Below are 15,535 nucleotides of genomic sequence, written 5' to 3'. Positions count from 1 at the left end.
TTTCGCGGATGAATCCGCTCCTACAGAATCACGGCAATCCATTGGCATGCGCCAGCGAGACTATCGCTGCTGCCGCGCCTTGATCGCCGCCAGCATCTTCTGCGCTAGCGCGGCGTAATCACCATCGAAGTGGTGCCCACCCTTGATCATCAGGTGCTCCCCCGGAGCACCGGCTTCGGTGCAGCCACTCTCGGGTGCTTCCTCGCTACCGTAGATGCAGTACACCTTGGCCGCCGGCACCTTGCGCAATTCCGGCCCAGTCGGTGCTTCCGCGCCATCCTTGCCGAGCCAGCCACTGACGGCGATCTCGAAACTGCCGCTGCGGGCGAAGGCCAGCAGCAGCATGGCATCGACCTGCTGCTGATCACTGGCCGGCAGGCGGTTGTAGATCGCCGGCAGCACATCGGCACCGAAGGAATAGCCAGCCAGCACAAAGCGCTGCACATGCCACTTGTCGCGGTACTGCTGCATCAGCCGCGACAGGTCGGCGGCGCTCTGCTCCGGGCTCTTGTGCTGCCAGTAGTAGCGCAAGGTGTCGATGCCCACCACCGGATAACCGGCAGCGGCCATGTGCTCGGCCGAAGCGCGGTCGAGGTCACGCCAACCGCCGTCACCTGAATAAAACAGGGTCAGGGTATCGGCCGCTTGCGCCGAAGGGTGCTCGATCACCGGCATCGCCGCGCCCTGGCCGGCGAGCAGGTGCTGCAGCTGCTCGGCCAGCAGCGTCGGCAGCGGCGTGCCCAGCGCGCCAATACGCGGCTCACCGTTACCCTGCTCGCGCAGGAAGCGCGCGTTGTCATCACCTGGATTGTCGTTCCACAGGGCGATCCAATGGCCGTGCTCGGCCTTGTTCGGCAAGGGCTCGGCGCAATCGGGCTTGGCCAGGTCGAAGCCGACCGACAGCGCCTGGGCCTGATCGTCGCGCTGCGCCGCCAGCCAGCGCCAGGCCGAGGCCGCTGCCGGGCCAATACCGGCCACCAGGGTCGGCGCGCCGCCGAGACGCTCGCTGGCCTGGCTGAGCATCTGCTGCTGCGCCTTGCAGTCGCCCGCGACGAAGGGCAATTGCAGCAGGCGCATATCACCCACTTCGGCAAAGCGCCGTAGCGTGCTTTCGTCCAGCGCCTGGTCAGCCGGTGCAAGCAGTAGCACACGCTGACGCGCCTCACCCTGGCTCAGCAGTTGCGCCGAGGCGCCCTGTATCTGCACTGTCTGCAGATGCGCTACCGCATGCATCGACCACCACCAACCCACCGCGCCTGCAGCCAGGGCGGTAACCAGTAACAACCCACCCAGCGTCCTTGTCGTCCTGCTCATTTCAACGCCTCACCAATCCACCCAGGCCGCCCGCGATCAACGTTGCGGTGTCGGCCAATGCCACCCAGGGGTCGAGCCCGGCCGGTACGGCCAGGTAGCGCGGCTCCCACTGCGGCAGGAACTTGTCCTTGAAGCGGCGCAGGCCCTGGAAGTTGTAGAAACTCTCGCCACGGTCGAACACCAGGGCACCGAGGCGCAGCGGCAGTGGCGCGCCCTTGCGTGTCTGCAGGCCGGCCAGCGGCACCATGCCGAGGCTGAAACGGGCATAGCCCTCGCTCTGGAACTGCTGAATCAGGCCGAGCATGAGGAACTCCATGGTCGACTTCGGCGCATCCGGCAGCACACGCATGAGGTCGAGGCTGGCCACCGCGCGCGTCTCGCATTCCAGCAGGTTGGCGAAGGCCACCGCACGCCCCTCGAAACGCACCACCACGACGCGAAAATGCGCCAGGTATTCAGGACTGAAACGGCCCAGGGAGAAGCCCTTCTCGCGCACGCTCTTGCCCTGCAGCCAGGCATCGGAAATGGCATGCAGCTCGTCCATCGGCACCTGGCCAGGCGCATGGAATTCCAGACTCAGACCATCGCGCTGGCCGCGGTTCCAGGTGTAGCGCAGGGCCTTCATCTCCTTGCCGTTGCTGGCCAGGTCGAAAGTCTTCAGGTCGACCAGCGCTTCTTCGCCGAGCTTCAGCGCGGTCAGGCCGATATCGATATAGCCGGGCAGGTTTTCCGCGCGCACCTGATAGAACACCGGCCGCGCATGGTGGCGATCGCACAGGTCGCGGAACTGCCAGATCAGCTCGGCACGCGCCGCTGGCGGGCCAATAGGGTCGAACAGCGCCACCAGGCTGCGCCCACGCAGGGCGTACATGAGGAAGGCATCGCCGTCGGGGTGGAACAGCAGGGCTTTGTCGCCGCTCAGCGCCAGGCTACCCTCCGGCTGGCGCGAGGCCTGGACGATGGCGCGCGCACGCAGCAGCGTCTCCTTGTCGGGCAAGCTGATACTCGGCGGCGTGGCGCGCAGCAACCAAGTCAGGCCGACCGCCAGCAGCACCAGGGCACTGCCCAGTGCCGCCCGCAGACCGCGCGGGGCATTGGCATCCAGCTCGAACTGCCACCACAGCTGATGGCTGTATGCGACGTCCTGATAGGCGAACAACAGCAGCCACACCGAGGCCGCGATCACTCCGGCGGTGGCCGCCAGGACCAGGCCGGATGCCGGTACATCCATCAGCCGGCTACGCCGGTAGAACTCGCGGCGAAACAGCGCCAGCAGGCCAGCGATGGCCGCCAGCGCCAAAGCCTCCGGCCAGTCGAAGCCCTTGAGCAGCGACAGCACCACGCCCAGGCAAAGCAGCACCAGGGTCAGTGCCCAAGCCGCTGACAGGCGCCGGCGCAGCCCTTGCGCCAGCAGCAGGCAGAGCGTGCCGACCAGGCTGGCCGCCAGGTGCGAGGCCGCCACCAGTTGCGGCGGCATGAGGAAACCCAGCGCCTCCAGGCGTTCGTCCATGGTCGGCGTCACCCCAGAGAACAGCAGTACCGCGCCGGCGCAGAACACCAGCAGCGCCAGCAGTGGCGCTGCCATGCCGCTGGCCATGCGCGCCATCTGCCGCGGGAACCACAGGCGGCGCGCCTCGGCAGCCAGCAGCAGCAGGCCTGCGGCGACCAATGGCAGGATCACGTAAAGCAGGCGATAGAGCAGCATCGCCGCAACCAGCCCGGCCGGATCGATGCGTGAGGAAAAGGCCGCCAGCAGCACCGCCTCGAACACCCCGACGCCGCCCGGCACATGGCTGAGCACACCGGCTGCCAGCGCCAGCATGTAGATCAGTACGAAGGAAGAGAAAGGCGGCGCCTCGGGCAACAGCAGGTACAGCACGCTGGCGGCGATCAGCACGTCGAGGCTGCTGATCAACAGCTGCGTCAGGCTCATGCGCAGGCCCGGCAGACGCAGGCTGAAACGGCCCAGGTCGACCTGCCAGCAACCGGGAGCAGGGCGCTCGGCCAGGCGTTTGCGGCTGACCAGCAGCGCCACCGCCGTGGCGGCGACCAGCACGGCAACAGCCACTACCGTCAGCACAGGCTCGGACAAGCGCAGCGCGGCCGAGGCATCTTGCAGATCGAACAGGGCCGCCAGCGCCGCAAGAATCGGCAAGCTGACGCCGAGCGACAGGCTGGCGAACAGGCTCATGCGCGCCACATCGCCCGCGCCAAGACCGTTGCGCCCATACAAGCGATAACGCACCGAACCGCCGGACAACGCCGACAGGCCCACGGCATTGCCAATGGCGAAGGCGCAGAAACCGCCGAGCGCCAGGGTCGGCGGCGGCAGGTCGACGTTGGCATAGCGGCTGGCCGACCACTCGTAGGCGAGCATCACCAGAAAACCCAGCACGGTGGCCAGCAGTGCGCCGAGCAGGGCTTGCGGCGGTACCGCGGCCAGCGATTCACGCACCTGATCCGGATTGATCTCGCGTACCAGGTGCCAGCAGGCGACCAGCGCCAGGCCGAACAACAGCAGCGACAGACCGAGGCCGATCAAGTGACGGTTGCGTTGCAGCCAGCCGGGTTGTGAAGAGGGAAGAAGATCAGGCGCATCAGCGCCCTGGGCGGGAAGTTCGGGTACCGCTCGACTCATGTCGAAAACGCCTCTGATGGACGCAGCCTCGGAGTGAGGTTTTGATCAGAGTGTAGATGTAACAAAATGTTCCATTTATCCGAAACATTCGTCGCGAATATTCAGGCTGGCCGCAGCCGCTTAGGCCTCGCCGAGGAAACGCAGGCCCGCCCCTTCGGCATCCACACGCATCACTTCCATCTTCAGTACCGGCGCAGGGAAAGGCAGATCCTGCACTTGGCCAGTCACTTCGGTGCCGACCGAGAGGCCGGTGATGTCCGGGTGCTTCACGTAGACGCCGCTATCGGACAGGTCACGGGTCTGTGCCAGCAGCTCACCGAAACTGGGGTGGCTGATCTTGATCCGGCACTTCATCGGGGTACGCACCTGCTGACGCTGGTTCGGCATGACGGCTCCATAAATGGACGAGCGATGTCGCCTTTAATAGCGCATTAGCGCGCAGGCGCCCAGCATGTGGCGGAAAAAAGGCGCCATCAAGGCGCCTTCGTTCGTCATCGTGTTCGCTGACAGTACATCAGTACCACTTGGCCTCGCCTTCTGGGCGTTTCTTGAAGCGCTTCATGCTCCACATGTACTGGCTCGGATAGTTGCGCACGTAGCGCGACACCACCTCGCTCATCGCCGCCACGCCTTCTTCCACGCTCTCGCTGTACATGCCTTCCGGCGCCGCTTCGAGGATAACCTTGTAGCCGCTGCCATCTGGCAGGCGTAGTGCGTGCAGGAACACACCGACCGCCTTGCCGCCAGTGAGCATGCCGGGAACGAACTTGCTGGTCAGCGCAGTGGTGCCGAGGAAGGGCACGAACACGCCCGACGAACGGCTCGGTTCCGGGTCGGCAGGAATGCCCACGGCGCCACCTTTGCGCACCTCCTTGATGACGCTGAGGATACCTTCCTTGGTCGAGGGCGCGACGCGGTTACCCATCTGCACGCGCTGCTCGCGCAGCAGGTCGTCGACTGCCTTGAGCTTGGGCGGGCGGTAGAAAATGATCGGTTTGCACTGGTTGCAGTAGAAGTGGTTGAGCACTTCCCAGTTGCCCAGATGACTGGTGATGCCGACCACGCCCTTGCCCGAGGCCAGCGCCTGCTGCAGCACGTCCAGGCCTTCGACTTCGCGCACCAGCTTGAGCGATTTCTGCGCCGGCCAGATCCAGGCGCAGGCGCTTTCGGTCAGGGTCTTGCCGATGTCCTTGAGGCTCTGCCCGACCAAGCGCTCACGCTCGGCCTCGCTGAGCTCGGGGAAGCACTTGGCCAGGTTGATGCGCACCACGTCACGCGACCCGTTCGGCAGCTTCCACATCAGCCAGCCGATGGCATTGCCCACGGCCTGCACGGCGCGCCAGGGCAGCAGTGCGAACAGGCGCAGGAAACCCACCACCAGGGCGCCCTTGAGTTTTTCCACGACAGACTCCAACCGCTCAGAAAAGCGCCAATTGTAGCGGCCAGGGACCGCGCAGTCAGTAAAGGCTCGTCCTAAGCCTCTGCTGCAGATCGCGTTCGTAGGCCTCGATATCGAACTCCTCATAGATGCAGCGGAAGATATCGCCGGCGCTCGGCAGGCTGGCGCGTTCGACCTGACGCGAGGCATCCCACAGACCCGAACGCACCACCGCCTTGGAGCACTGGAAGTAGCAACTGTCGATATGAATGCGCAGCACGCTGCGCGGCAGCTTGCCCTGCGCACGGCCCAGTTCGAGCAGCCCGGGGTCGAGGGAGATTTCGGCGCGGCCATTGACCCGCAGGCTCTCACCGACGCCCGGAATCAGGAACAGCAGCGCTATCTGCGGGTTGTGCACGATGTTGCGCAGGCTGTCGATGCGGTTGTTGCCGGGGCGATCCGGCAGTAGCAAGGTTTGGTCATCGAGAATCTGCACGAAACCCGGCGCATCGCCCCGCGGTGAGCAATCCAGGCCATCCGGGCCAACGCTGGCCAGTACCACAAAGGGCGAGGCCTGGATCAGTGCGCGGTAGGGTTCGATCAGTCGCGGCAACTCCTTGCGCCGCGAGCGCTCGTGGCTGTCGCCGTAAATGGCCTGCAGTTCGTCGAGGGTAGTGATGGTAGTCATGAGCCCTTCAGTTGCGCATAGCGGTCGCAGTCGGTGGTGTGGTCCATCACCATACCCGTGGCCTGCATGAAGGCATAGCAGATGGTCGGCCCGACGAAGTTGAAGCCCGCCTTCTTCAGCGCCTTGCTCATCGCCTCGGCTTCAGGCGTCACTGCCAGCATCTGGCTGCGGTCACTGAAATGGTTGATCTTCGGTACACCGCCGACGAACGACCAGAGCCAGGTTACCGGGTCCTCAAGCTTCAGCCAGGCCTGGGCGTTCTGCCGCACGGCCTTGAGCTTGAGGCGGTTGCGGATGATCCCGGGGTCCTGCATCAGCACCTCGATCTCTTCGTCGCTCAAGCGCGCCAAACGCTCGGCATCGAAGCCATGCAGCACCTGGCGATAACGCTCGCGCTTCTTCAGCACGGTGATCCACGACAGGCCAGCCTGGGCGCCTTCTAGCAGCAGCATCTCGAACAGGTGACCGGCATCGCGCTGCGGCACACCCCATTCCTCGTCGTGGTAGGCCTGGTAGAGCGGATCGTCGGTACACCAGAAGCAACGGGGCATGGCGGCAGGCCTCAGTAAGGGTCGAAGCGACGACTATAGCGGCAAAATAACTGGATATAAATACAGCCTTATGCGTCATGAATGATGCCGATGTGCCGTAGCCTGCGGCCTGCGTCGAGTTTCGATATACTCCCCGGCTTTCCCTCGCAAGCCTCCACAGGTGATTTTTTCGTGAGCCAGACCAAGCCTGCCGTGCGCACCTTCCAGGACCTGATCCTGGCCCTGCAGAACTACTGGGCCGAGCAGGGCTGCGTGGTGCTGCAACCCTACGACATGGAAGTAGGCGCCGGCACCTTCCACACCGCCACCTTCCTGCGCGCCATCGGCCCGGAGACCTGGAACGCCGCCTACGTGCAGCCTTCGCGTCGCCCGACCGACGGCCGCTACGGCGAAAACCCCAACCGCCTGCAGCACTACTACCAGTTCCAGGTGGTCTTGAAGCCCAACCCGGAGAACTTCCAGGAGCTGTACCTGGGTTCGCTTAAGGCCATCGGCCTCGACCCGGAAGTGCATGACATCCGCTTCGTCGAGGACAACTGGGAATCGCCGACCCTCGGCGCCTGGGGCCTGGGCTGGGAAATCTGGCTCAACGGCATGGAAGTCACCCAGTTCACCTACTTCCAGCAGGTCGGTGGCATCGAGTGCTACCCGGTGACCGGCGAGATCACCTACGGCCTGGAGCGCCTGGCCATGTACCTGCAGGGCGTCGACTCGGTCTACGACCTGATCTGGACCGACGGCCCGTTCGGCACCGTGACCTACGGCGACGTGTTCCACCAGAATGAGGTGGAGCAGTCCACCTACAACTTCGAGCATGCCAACGTCGAGAAGCTGTTCGAGCTGTTCGATTTCTACGAGAGCGAAGCCAACCGCCTGATCGAGCTTCAGTTGCCGCTGCCGACCTACGAGATGGTGCTCAAGGCCTCGCACACCTTCAACCTGCTCGACGCCCGCCGCGCCATCTCGGTAACCGCGCGTCAGCAGTACATCCTGCGCGTGCGCACCCTGGCCCGCGCCGTGGCGCAGAGCTATCTGCAGGCGCGCGCCAAGCTCGGCTTCCCCATGGCCACCCCCGAACTGCGTGACGAAGTACTGGCCAAGCTGGAGGCGCAAGCATGAGTGCACACGATTTCCTGGTCGAACTGGGCACCGAAGAGCTGCCACCGAAAGCCCTGAAAAGCCTCGGTGACGCCTTCCTCGCCGGTATCGAGAAAGGCCTCAAGAGCGCTGGCCTGGGCTACACCGCCAGCCGCGTGTATGCCGCGCCGCGCCGCCTCGCGGTGTTGGTCGAGCAGCTCGAAGAGCAGCAGGCCGACCGCAGCATGAACCTCGATGGCCCGCCCATTCAGGCCGCCTTCGACGCCGACGGCAATGCGACCCAGGCCGCCCTCGGCTTCGCCCGTAAGTGCGGTGTGAACATCGCCGATATCGACCGCAGCGGCGCAAAACTGCGTTTCGCCCAGCACATCCCCGGCCAGCCGGCGGTGAACCTGCTGCCGACCATCGTGCAGGACTCGCTGAACGACCTGCCGATCCCCAAACGCATGCGCTGGGCCGCCCGCCGCGACGAATTCGTGCGCCCGACCCAGTGGCTGGTGATGCTCTTCGGCGACGCCGTGGTCGACTGCGAGATCCTCGCGCAGAAGGCCGGTCGCGTGTCCCGTGGCCACCGCTTCCACGCCAACCGTGACGTGCGCATCAGCAGCCCGGCGAGCTACGCTGAAGACCTGCGCAGCGCCTTCGTGCTGGCCGACTTCACCGAGCGCCGCGAGCTCATCGCCCGTCGCGTCGACGAGCTGGCCGCTGCCGAGCAGGGCAGCGCCATCGTGCCGCCGGCGCTGATGGACGAAGTCACCGCCCTGGTCGAATGGCCGGTGCCGCTGGTCTGCTCCTTCGAGGAACGCTTCCTCGAGGTGCCGCAGGAGGCGCTGATCAGCACCATGCAGGACAACCAGAAGTACTTCTGCCTGCTCGATGCGAACGGCAAGCTGCTGCCGCGCTTCATCACCGTGGCCAACGTCGAGTCCAAGGACCCGGCACAGATCGTCTCGGGCAACGAGAAGGTGGTGCGCCCGCGCCTGACCGACGCCGAGTTCTTCTTCAAGCAGGACAAGAAGCAGAAGCTCGAAGGTTTCAACCAGCGCCTGGCCAACGTGGTATTCCAGGCCCAGCTCGGCTCGGTGTTCGACAAGGCCCAACGGGTATCGGCGCTTGCCGGTTTCATCGCCCGCGCAGTCGGTGGCGACGCCCAGCGCGCCGCCCGTGCCGGCCTGCTGAGCAAGTGCGACCTGGCCACCGAGATGGTCGGCGAGTTCCCCGAGATGCAGGGCATCGCCGGTTACTACTACGCGCTCAACGACGGTGAGCCGCAGGACGTCGCCCTGGCCCTGAACGAGCAGTACATGCCACGCGGTGCCGGTGCCGAACTGCCAAGCACCCTGACCGGTGCCGCCGTGGCCGTGGCCGACAAGCTCGACACCCTGGTCGGCATCTTCGGTATCGGCATGCTGCCGACCGGCTCGAAAGACCCCTATGCCCTGCGTCGCGCTGCCCTCGGCGTGCTGCGCATCCTGATCGAGAAGGGCCTGGATCTGGACCTGGCCGCTGCGGTCGACTTCGCCGTCGCCCAGTACGCCGGCAAGATCAAGACCGATGGCCTGGCTGCCCAGGTGCTGGAATTCATCTTCGACCGCCTGCGCGCGCGCTACGAAGACGAAGGCATCGAAGTGGCCGTTTACCAGGCCGTGCGCGCAGTCAACCCGACCTCGCCGCTGGACTTCGACCAGCGCGTGCAGGCCGTGCAGACCTTCCGCAAGCTGCCGCAGGCCGCTGCCCTGGCCGCTGCCAACAAGCGCGTGTCGAACCTGCTGAGCAAGGCCGAAGGCGGCGTCGCCGCCCAGGTCGAAGCGCACTACTTCGATAACCCCAGCGAATTCGCCCTGCACGCCGCCATCCAGCAGGCCGACCAGGCGGTGCAGCCACTGGCCGCGGCCCGGCAGTACAGCGAGGCCCTGGCCAAGCTGGCCAGCCTTCGCGAGCCGGTGGATGCCTTCTTCGAGGCGGTGCTGGTCAATGCCGAGGACGCCCGTGTGCGCGCCAACCGTTACGCCCTGCTGGCCCGCTTGCGCGGGCTGTTCCTCGGCGTGGCGGATATCTCGTTGCTGGGCTAACGCCCAGCGGCGGCAAGCTACAGGCTTCATGCGGCACACAGGCCGCTGCTGACTTGTAGCTTGCGGCTTGGAGCTTGCAGCTATGAAATTGCTGATCCTCGACCGCGACGGTGTCATCAACCATGACTCCGACGCCTATATCAAGACGCTCGACGAGTGGCTGCCGATCCCCTCGTCGATCGCTGCTATCGCACGCCTGTCGAAGGCCGGCTGGACAGTGGCCGTGGCCACCAATCAGTCCGGCATCGCCCGTGGTTATTACGACCTGGCGACCCTGGAGTCGATGCACGCACGCCTGCGCGAGCTGGTGGCAGAGCAGGGTGGTGAGGTCGGCCTGATCGTGCATTGTCCGCACGGGCCGGACGACGGTTGCGACTGCCGCAAACCGAAACCGGGCATGCTCAAACAGATCGCCGCGCACTACGCCACGGAACTGGCAGGAATCTGGTTCGTCGGCGATACCGGCGGTGACCTGCAGGCGGCGCTGGCCGTCGATTGTCAGCCTGTGCTGGTGAAAACCGGCAAGGGCGAGCGAACCCTGGCCAAGCCCCTGCCGCCAGGAACCCTGGTATTCGATGATCTGGCGGCTGTCGCCGATCAACTGCTCTCATAAGGTGTGAAGGTTCATGGCGCTAGTGCAGGCATTCAGAGTCACGCTTTTCTACCTGCTGCTGTCGTCCAGCTCGTTCTTCTGGTGCCTGATCAGCCTGGTGGTCGCACCGCTGCTGCCGTTCCGCCAGCGCTACCGTTTCGTCGTCCAGGCCTGGTGCAACTGCGGGGTGTGGCTGGCCAAGGTGATCGTCGGTATCCGCTATGAAGTGCGCGGTGTGGAGAACATCCCCGAGCGCCCCTGCGTGATCCTCTCCAACCACCAAAGCACCTGGGAAACCTTCTTCCTCTGCGGCTTCTTCGAGCCACTGTCGCAGGTGGTCAAGCGCGAGCTGCTGCGCGTGCCGTTCTTCGGCTGGGGCATGGCGTTGCTCAAGCCCATCGCCATCGACCGCAGCAACCCCAAGGCAGCGCTCAAGCAGCTGGCCAAGCAGGGCGATGAGCGCCTCAAGCAGGGCGCCTGGGTATTGGTATTCCCCGAAGGCACGCGAATTCCGCCGGGGCAGATCGGCAAGTTCTCCCGCGGCGGCACCGCCCTGGCAGTGAACGCCGGCTTGCCGGTGCTGCCCATCGCGCACAACGCCGGCGAGTTCTGGCCCAAGGTCGGTTGGTCGAAGCGCTCGGGAACGGTTCAGGTGATCATCGGCGCACCGATGTACGCCGAGGGCGAAGGCCCACGCGCCATCGCCGAGCTCAACGAACGTGCTTTTCAGTGGGTACGCCAGCAACAGACCGAACTGCGCGGCGAAGAGCCGCAGCTGAGCCGACTGGGCGAAACCGCCTGATCTGTGGATAAGCTGTGCGTCAAATGCAAGCAAAGCGCCATCACTGCTCGCATCTAGCTGATTTTCCTGGCGAATCCACTGCGCTAGGAAAATCCCGTAACAGGGTATAAGTTGTGGCTCACGCGTAACTGCCATTGGCCTTGCGGCTGCCAGTCGCCGCCGATAAATCCGCTTCGACCACGACGGGTTCACAGTCTCGCCCGCGGCATTGGCCGAAGATGGGACAAGAAAGGGAATTCGCTGCCATGCCGTCGATCTACCAGCTCAAACCGGCCTTCCAGAACCTGCTGCGCCCCGGCGTCGAACGCCTGCATGCCCGTGGCGTCACCGCCAACCAGGTGACCCTGGCCGCGGCCGTGGTCTCCGTGCTGCTCGGCGCCCTGCTCGCTGCGTTCAGCCACATCACCTGGCTGTTCGCCCTGATCCCCGTGTGGATGCTGCTGCGCATGGCCTTGAATGCCGTCGACGGCATGCTCGCCCGTGAATTCGGCCAGCAGTCGAAACTTGGCGCCTACCTCAACGAACTCTGCGACGTGATCGCCGACAGCGCCCTGTATCTGCCTTTCGCCCTGCTGACAGGCGTCTCACCGCTGCTGGTGATCGTCGTGGTGCTGCTGGCGGTGATCAGCGAATACGCCGGCGTGCTCGGGCCCATGGTCGGCGCCTCACGGCGCTATGACGGGCCCATGGGCAAGAGCGACCGCGCCTTCTGCTTCGGCGTGATCGGCGCAGGCGTCGCCACAGGCCTGCTGCCTGCCTTGTGGATCAATCTGCTGCTGAGCCTGATCCTCGCCCTGTTGCTCTACACCCTCTATAACCGCGTTCGCCATGGCCTGGCCGAAGTGGCCTGACCTGTCCTACGGAATAAGGAGATTCCATGCGCCCCGTACAACTGCACACCTTCAGCACCCATGACGGCGTCGAGCTGAGCTACCGCCACTGGCCGGCGACGGCGCCTACCAATGGCCCACGCCAGGCTTTGCTGCTGTTTCATCGCGGCCACGAGCATGGCGGACGCATGGCCCACCTGGTGGATGAGCTGGACCTGCCGCATTGCGACTTCTTCGCCTGGGACGCCCGTGGCCATGGCCTGTCGCCCGGTGCGCGTGGCGACAGCCCGAGCTTCGCCACCAGCGTGCGCGATGTGCAGACCTTTATCGAGCACATCGGCAGCCAGCACGCCATCGCCGAGGAGAACCTGGCGGTGGTGGCGCAAAGCGTCGGTGCGGTGATCATCTCCACCTGGGCCCACGACTACGCGCCCAAGGTGCGCTGCCTGGTGCTCGCCTCGCCGGCGTTCAAGGTCAAGCTCTACGTGCCCTTCGCCCGCCCCGGCTTGAAGCTGCTGCACGCCTGGCGCGGCAATTTCTTCGTCAACAGTTACGTCAAGGCGCGCTTCCTCAGCCACGATCCCGAGCGTATCGCCTCGTTCGAGAACGACTCGCTGATCGCCCGGCCGATTTCGGTGACCATGCTGCTCGGCCTGTACGAAGCGGCCGACCGTGTCGTCGCCGACGCCCAGGCGATCCAGGTGCCGACGCAATTGCTGATCTCCGGTGCCGACTTCGTCGTCCATCGCAAACCGCAGGAAGACTTCTTCGAACGCCTCGGCAGCCTGCGCAAGGAAAAGCACCTGCTGCCCGGCTTCTTCCACGACACCCTCGGTGAACGTGACCGCGCTCACGCGCTGAGCCGCGCGCGACGCTTCATCCTGCGCAACTTCGAAGAGCCGGTAACGCGGCCGTCGCTGCTCGATGCCGATCGCCTGGGCGCCACCTGTGCCGAAGCCGAAGAGCTGGCCGCGCCGCTGCCACGGAACTCGCTGCGCGACCTCTACTGGCGCGCCACCCGTGCCAGCATGCGCCTGGGCAGTAGCCTGTCGGCCGGGGTCAAGCTGGGCTTCGATACCGGCTTCGACTCCGGCAGCACCCTCGATTACGTCTACCGCAACCAGCCGACCGGCAAGGGCGCGCTGGGCCGCCTGATCGACCAGAACTACCTGGACTCCATCGGCTGGCGCGGCATTCGTCAGCGCAAACTGCATGCCGAAGAGCTGCTGCGCCTGGCCATGAGCAAACTGCGTGAAGCGAACAGGTCGGTGCGCATCGTCGATATCGCCGCCGGCCATGGCCGCTACATCCTCGAATCACTGGAAGGCCAGGAGCAGCGCCCCGACGCGATCCTGCTGCGCGACTACAGCGACATCAACGTGCGCGACGGCAATGCCCTGATCCAGCAGAAGGGCCTGGGCGACATCGCCCGCTTAGTTAAAGGCGATGCCTTCGACCGCGAGGATCTCGCCACGCTCGACCCTAAACCGACCCTGGCGGTGGTCTCCGGCCTGTATGAACTGTTCGGCAGCAACCAGATGGTCGGCGACTCGCTGGCCGGCCTGGCAGCTGCGGTCGAGGAGGGCGGTTATCTGGTCTACACCGGCCAACCCTGGCACCCGCAGCTGGAGCTGATCGCCCGTGCTCTGACCAGCCACCGTGACGGTCAGGCCTGGGTCATGCGCCGGCGCAGCCAGGCGGAAATGGATCAGTTGGTCGAGGCCGCAGGCTTTCGCAAGGTCGCGCAGCGCATCGACCAATGGGGCATCTTCAGCGTGTCCCTGGCCCAACGGGTGAAGTGATGGAGCACGCCCGCGAACAAGGATTGTGGAAGCGCGGCGTACTCTGGCTGCTGCTGCTCGGCCCGCTGTTCTTCGCCAGCTACGGCTTCGCCAACTGGTTCACTGGGCAGCGCGCTGACGTCGACAGCCTGGTCTTCGCCTGGGAGCCGCAGATACCGTTGTGGCCCTGGACTATCGTGCCGTACTGGTCGATCGACCTGCTCTATGGCCTGTCCTTCCTGTTGCCGGCCTGCCGCCGCGAAATGGATCGCCACGCCTTGCGCCTGCTTGCCGCGCAGGTGATCTGCGTCGCCTGCTTCCTGCTCTGGCCACTGCGCTTCACCTTCGAGCGGCCGCCACTGGATGGCACCTTCGGCCTGATGTTCGACGTGCTGATGGGCTTCGACAAACCCTTCAACCAGGCGCCCTCGCTGCATATCACCCTGCTGGTGATCATCTGGGCGATGTTCGCCAATCACACCCGCGGGCTGTTCTGGCGTGGCCTGCTGCATCTTTGGATGGCGCTGATCGGCATGTCCGTGCTGACCACCTGGCAGCACCATTTCATCGACGTGCCCACCGGGGCGCTGGCCGGCTTCTTCTGCCTGTGGCTGCTGCCGCTGCAGGGCGATACGCCGCTGAATCAAATGCGCCTGAGCAGCGATCCACGGCGTTGGCGCCTGGCGCTGCGCTACAGCCTCGGTGCACTGGCGTGCACGGCGCTGGCCGTCAACCTGGGTGGTGCCTGGCTGTGGCTGTTCTGGCCGGCCGTTGCCCTGACGATGGTCACGCTCAACTACCTGCTGTTCGGTGCTGGCGGCTTCCAGAAGCAAGCCGACGGTCGCCTCAGTCCGGCCGCTACGGTCTTGCTCGCACCCTATCTGCTCGGCGCCTGGATCAATTCGCGGTTGTGGACGTTTCGCCAGCCGTCGCCCAGCCAGGTGGTAGAGGGCATTTACCTCGGCCGCCTGCCGGGCACGGGCGATCTCGATGGCTACGCAGCCCTGGTCGACCTGTGCGCCGAACTGCCGCTGCAGCGCACGCCACCCCACTATTGCAGCCTGCCATCGCTGGACCTGGTGGCGCCGGATGCGCTGACCTGTCTACGCGCCGCCGAGGCCATCGAACACCTGCGTCATCACGGCCCGCTGCTGGTGTGCTGTGCCCTGGGTTATTCGCGCAGTGCCACTGCCGTGGCGGCCTGGCTGCTGCACAGTGGCCGCTGCCACAACGTCGAGTCCGCCGTAGAACTGATCCGCCAAGCGCGGCCGCAGGTCGTGCTCGGCCCGCAGCATCTGGTCGCGCTGCAATCCATGATCGATGCGCAAGCGGGGCTGGAGGTCGCTCATGCAGGCTGATCTGCTGCTGGTCGCGGCGCTGTTACGACGTGGTCGCAGCCTCGATCATTGCTCCAGCGCGCTGAGCCTGGTCGCCGTGGTCTTCGGCCTGGCGCCATGGCTTGGCGCCGCCGCGAGCCTGATCCTGGCGCTGATCTGCGCCGCGCTGCTGAGCGCTGGCCTGGCCGAAAAATACTGGGCGCTACGTGTGGCCCTGGATGCCGAACTGTTCCAGCGCCTGGCCGAGGCTGGCGACCAACTCGACAGCCAGACTCATGCGCTGGATCAGGCGCTACAGAATCTGGGCCTGCAAAATGCGCAGCAGGCTGGCCGCGCCTGGAGCCTTCGCTCTCAGGGCGCACTCGGCCTGCTACGCAAACAGGCGCTGTGTCTGCTGCTACAGATCGTCATCGTCGTACTCGGGTTCTTCATCGTTTTCGCTTAAGGAGTCGCC

General features: G+C 65.3%; 14 protein-coding genes. 8 read left to right on the top strand and 6 right to left on the bottom strand.

Features of this window, described 5'->3' with window-relative positions; translation table 11 throughout:
• Positions 1-60: 60 nt before the first annotated feature.
• From BM059_RS11275 to BM059_RS11250, 6 genes are all read right to left on the bottom strand, one after another.
• Positions 61-1,314, bottom strand: coding sequence for a virulence factor family protein (locus tag BM059_RS11275; protein WP_394328003.1), 1,254 nt, complete (start codon positions 1,312-1,314; stop codon positions 61-63).
• Position 1,315: 1 nt separating this feature from the next.
• On the bottom strand, positions 1,316-3,952 hold the full coding sequence (gene mprF, locus BM059_RS11270; RefSeq protein ID WP_074938695.1) for a bifunctional lysylphosphatidylglycerol flippase/synthetase MprF: 2,637 nt from the start codon (positions 3,950-3,952) through the stop codon (positions 1,316-1,318).
• 120 nt (positions 3,953-4,072) lie between these two features.
• Positions 4,073-4,339, bottom strand: coding sequence for a PilZ domain-containing protein (locus tag BM059_RS11265; protein ID WP_037001025.1), 267 nt, complete (start codon positions 4,337-4,339; stop codon positions 4,073-4,075).
• A 127-nt stretch (positions 4,340-4,466) separates the two neighbouring features.
• A complete protein-coding gene (locus BM059_RS11260) occupies positions 4,467-5,354 on the bottom strand; it encodes a lysophospholipid acyltransferase (protein ID WP_037001023.1) in 888 nt (295 codons plus the stop codon).
• 55 nt (positions 5,355-5,409) lie between these two features.
• The gene (locus BM059_RS11255) at positions 5,410-6,018 is read right to left on the bottom strand and encodes a pyridoxamine 5'-phosphate oxidase family protein (RefSeq protein WP_074938693.1); all 609 of its coding nucleotides are present in this window, start codon (positions 6,016-6,018) and stop codon (positions 5,410-5,412) included.
• On the bottom strand, positions 6,015-6,569 hold the full coding sequence (locus tag BM059_RS11250) for a DNA-3-methyladenine glycosylase I (RefSeq protein WP_074938691.1): 555 nt from the start codon (positions 6,567-6,569) through the stop codon (positions 6,015-6,017). Before BM059_RS11250 ends, BM059_RS11255 begins: the two co-directional genes overlap by 4 nt.
• Before the next feature lie 171 nt (positions 6,570-6,740).
• Between BM059_RS11250 and glyQ the strand changes: the two genes are divergently transcribed.
• From glyQ to BM059_RS11210, 8 genes are all read left to right on the top strand, one after another.
• Positions 6,741-7,688: a glycine--tRNA ligase subunit alpha gene (gene glyQ / locus BM059_RS11245; RefSeq protein ID WP_037001019.1), complete on the top strand. Its 948-nt coding sequence runs from the start codon at positions 6,741-6,743 to the stop codon at positions 7,686-7,688.
• Positions 7,685-9,739 carry a glycine--tRNA ligase subunit beta gene (gene glyS / locus BM059_RS11240; RefSeq protein ID WP_074938689.1) on the top strand — a complete coding sequence of 685 codons (2,055 nt, stop codon included), beginning with the start codon at positions 7,685-7,687 and terminating at the stop codon, positions 9,737-9,739. Before glyQ ends, glyS begins: the two co-directional genes overlap by 4 nt.
• A gap of 82 nt (positions 9,740-9,821) precedes the next feature.
• A complete protein-coding gene (gmhB, locus tag BM059_RS11235; protein ID WP_037001012.1) occupies positions 9,822-10,352 on the top strand; it encodes a D-glycero-beta-D-manno-heptose 1,7-bisphosphate 7-phosphatase in 531 nt (176 codons plus the stop codon).
• 13 nt (positions 10,353-10,365) lie between these two features.
• Complete coding sequence (locus BM059_RS11230) at positions 10,366-11,133, top strand: lysophospholipid acyltransferase family protein (RefSeq protein ID WP_074938687.1); 768 nt, start codon at positions 10,366-10,368, stop codon at positions 11,131-11,133.
• Between the two features lie 245 nt (positions 11,134-11,378).
• Positions 11,379-11,984, top strand: a complete 606-nt coding sequence (locus tag BM059_RS11225; RefSeq protein ID WP_074938685.1) for a CDP-alcohol phosphatidyltransferase family protein — start codon at positions 11,379-11,381, stop codon at positions 11,982-11,984.
• A 26-nt stretch (positions 11,985-12,010) separates the two neighbouring features.
• Entirely contained in the window at positions 12,011-13,765 is a 1,755-nt protein-coding gene (locus BM059_RS11220) for a bifunctional alpha/beta hydrolase/class I SAM-dependent methyltransferase (RefSeq protein ID WP_074938683.1), read from the top strand.
• The gene (locus BM059_RS11215; protein WP_208606100.1) at positions 13,765-15,102 is read left to right on the top strand and encodes a phosphatase PAP2/dual specificity phosphatase family protein; all 1,338 of its coding nucleotides are present in this window, start codon (positions 13,765-13,767) and stop codon (positions 15,100-15,102) included. Before BM059_RS11220 ends, BM059_RS11215 begins: the two co-directional genes overlap by 1 nt.
• Positions 15,092-15,526: a hypothetical protein gene (locus BM059_RS11210; RefSeq protein WP_074938681.1), complete on the top strand. Its 435-nt coding sequence runs from the start codon at positions 15,092-15,094 to the stop codon at positions 15,524-15,526. Before BM059_RS11215 ends, BM059_RS11210 begins: the two co-directional genes overlap by 11 nt.
• The last annotated feature ends 9 nt before the right edge of the window (positions 15,527-15,535 follow it).

The sequence above is a fragment of the Ectopseudomonas composti genome, from assembly GCF_900115475.1.
Lineage (GTDB): Bacteria > Pseudomonadota > Gammaproteobacteria > Pseudomonadales > Pseudomonadaceae > Aquipseudomonas > Aquipseudomonas composti.
The sequence above is the reverse complement of the archived record's forward strand: the minus strand, read 5'-3'. Positions and strand labels throughout refer to the sequence as shown.

Coding starts and splice junctions, on each gene's coding strand:
- BM059_RS11250 (WP_074938691.1), bottom strand. CDS start 6,569: ATGCCCCGTTGCTTCTGGTGTACCGACGATCCGCTCTACCAGGCCTAC.
- BM059_RS11255 (WP_074938693.1), bottom strand. CDS start 6,018: ATGACTACCATCACTACCCTCGACGAACTGCAGGCCATTTACGGCGAC.
- gmhB (WP_037001012.1), top strand. CDS start 9,822: ATGAAATTGCTGATCCTCGACCGCGACGGTGTCATCAACCATGACTCC.
- BM059_RS11275 (WP_394328003.1), bottom strand. CDS start 1,314: ATGAGCAGGACGACAAGGACGCTGGGTGGGTTGTTACTGGTTACCGCC.
- BM059_RS11230 (WP_074938687.1), top strand. CDS start 10,366: ATGGCGCTAGTGCAGGCATTCAGAGTCACGCTTTTCTACCTGCTGCTG.
- BM059_RS11215 (WP_208606100.1), top strand. CDS start 13,765: ATGGAGCACGCCCGCGAACAAGGATTGTGGAAGCGCGGCGTACTCTGG.
- BM059_RS11225 (WP_074938685.1), top strand. CDS start 11,379: ATGCCGTCGATCTACCAGCTCAAACCGGCCTTCCAGAACCTGCTGCGC.
- glyS (WP_074938689.1), top strand. CDS start 7,685: ATGAGTGCACACGATTTCCTGGTCGAACTGGGCACCGAAGAGCTGCCA.
- BM059_RS11265 (WP_037001025.1), bottom strand. CDS start 4,339: ATGCCGAACCAGCGTCAGCAGGTGCGTACCCCGATGAAGTGCCGGATC.
- BM059_RS11210 (WP_074938681.1), top strand. CDS start 15,092: ATGCAGGCTGATCTGCTGCTGGTCGCGGCGCTGTTACGACGTGGTCGC.
- BM059_RS11220 (WP_074938683.1), top strand. CDS start 12,011: ATGCGCCCCGTACAACTGCACACCTTCAGCACCCATGACGGCGTCGAG.
- mprF (WP_074938695.1), bottom strand. CDS start 3,952: ATGAGTCGAGCGGTACCCGAACTTCCCGCCCAGGGCGCTGATGCGCCT.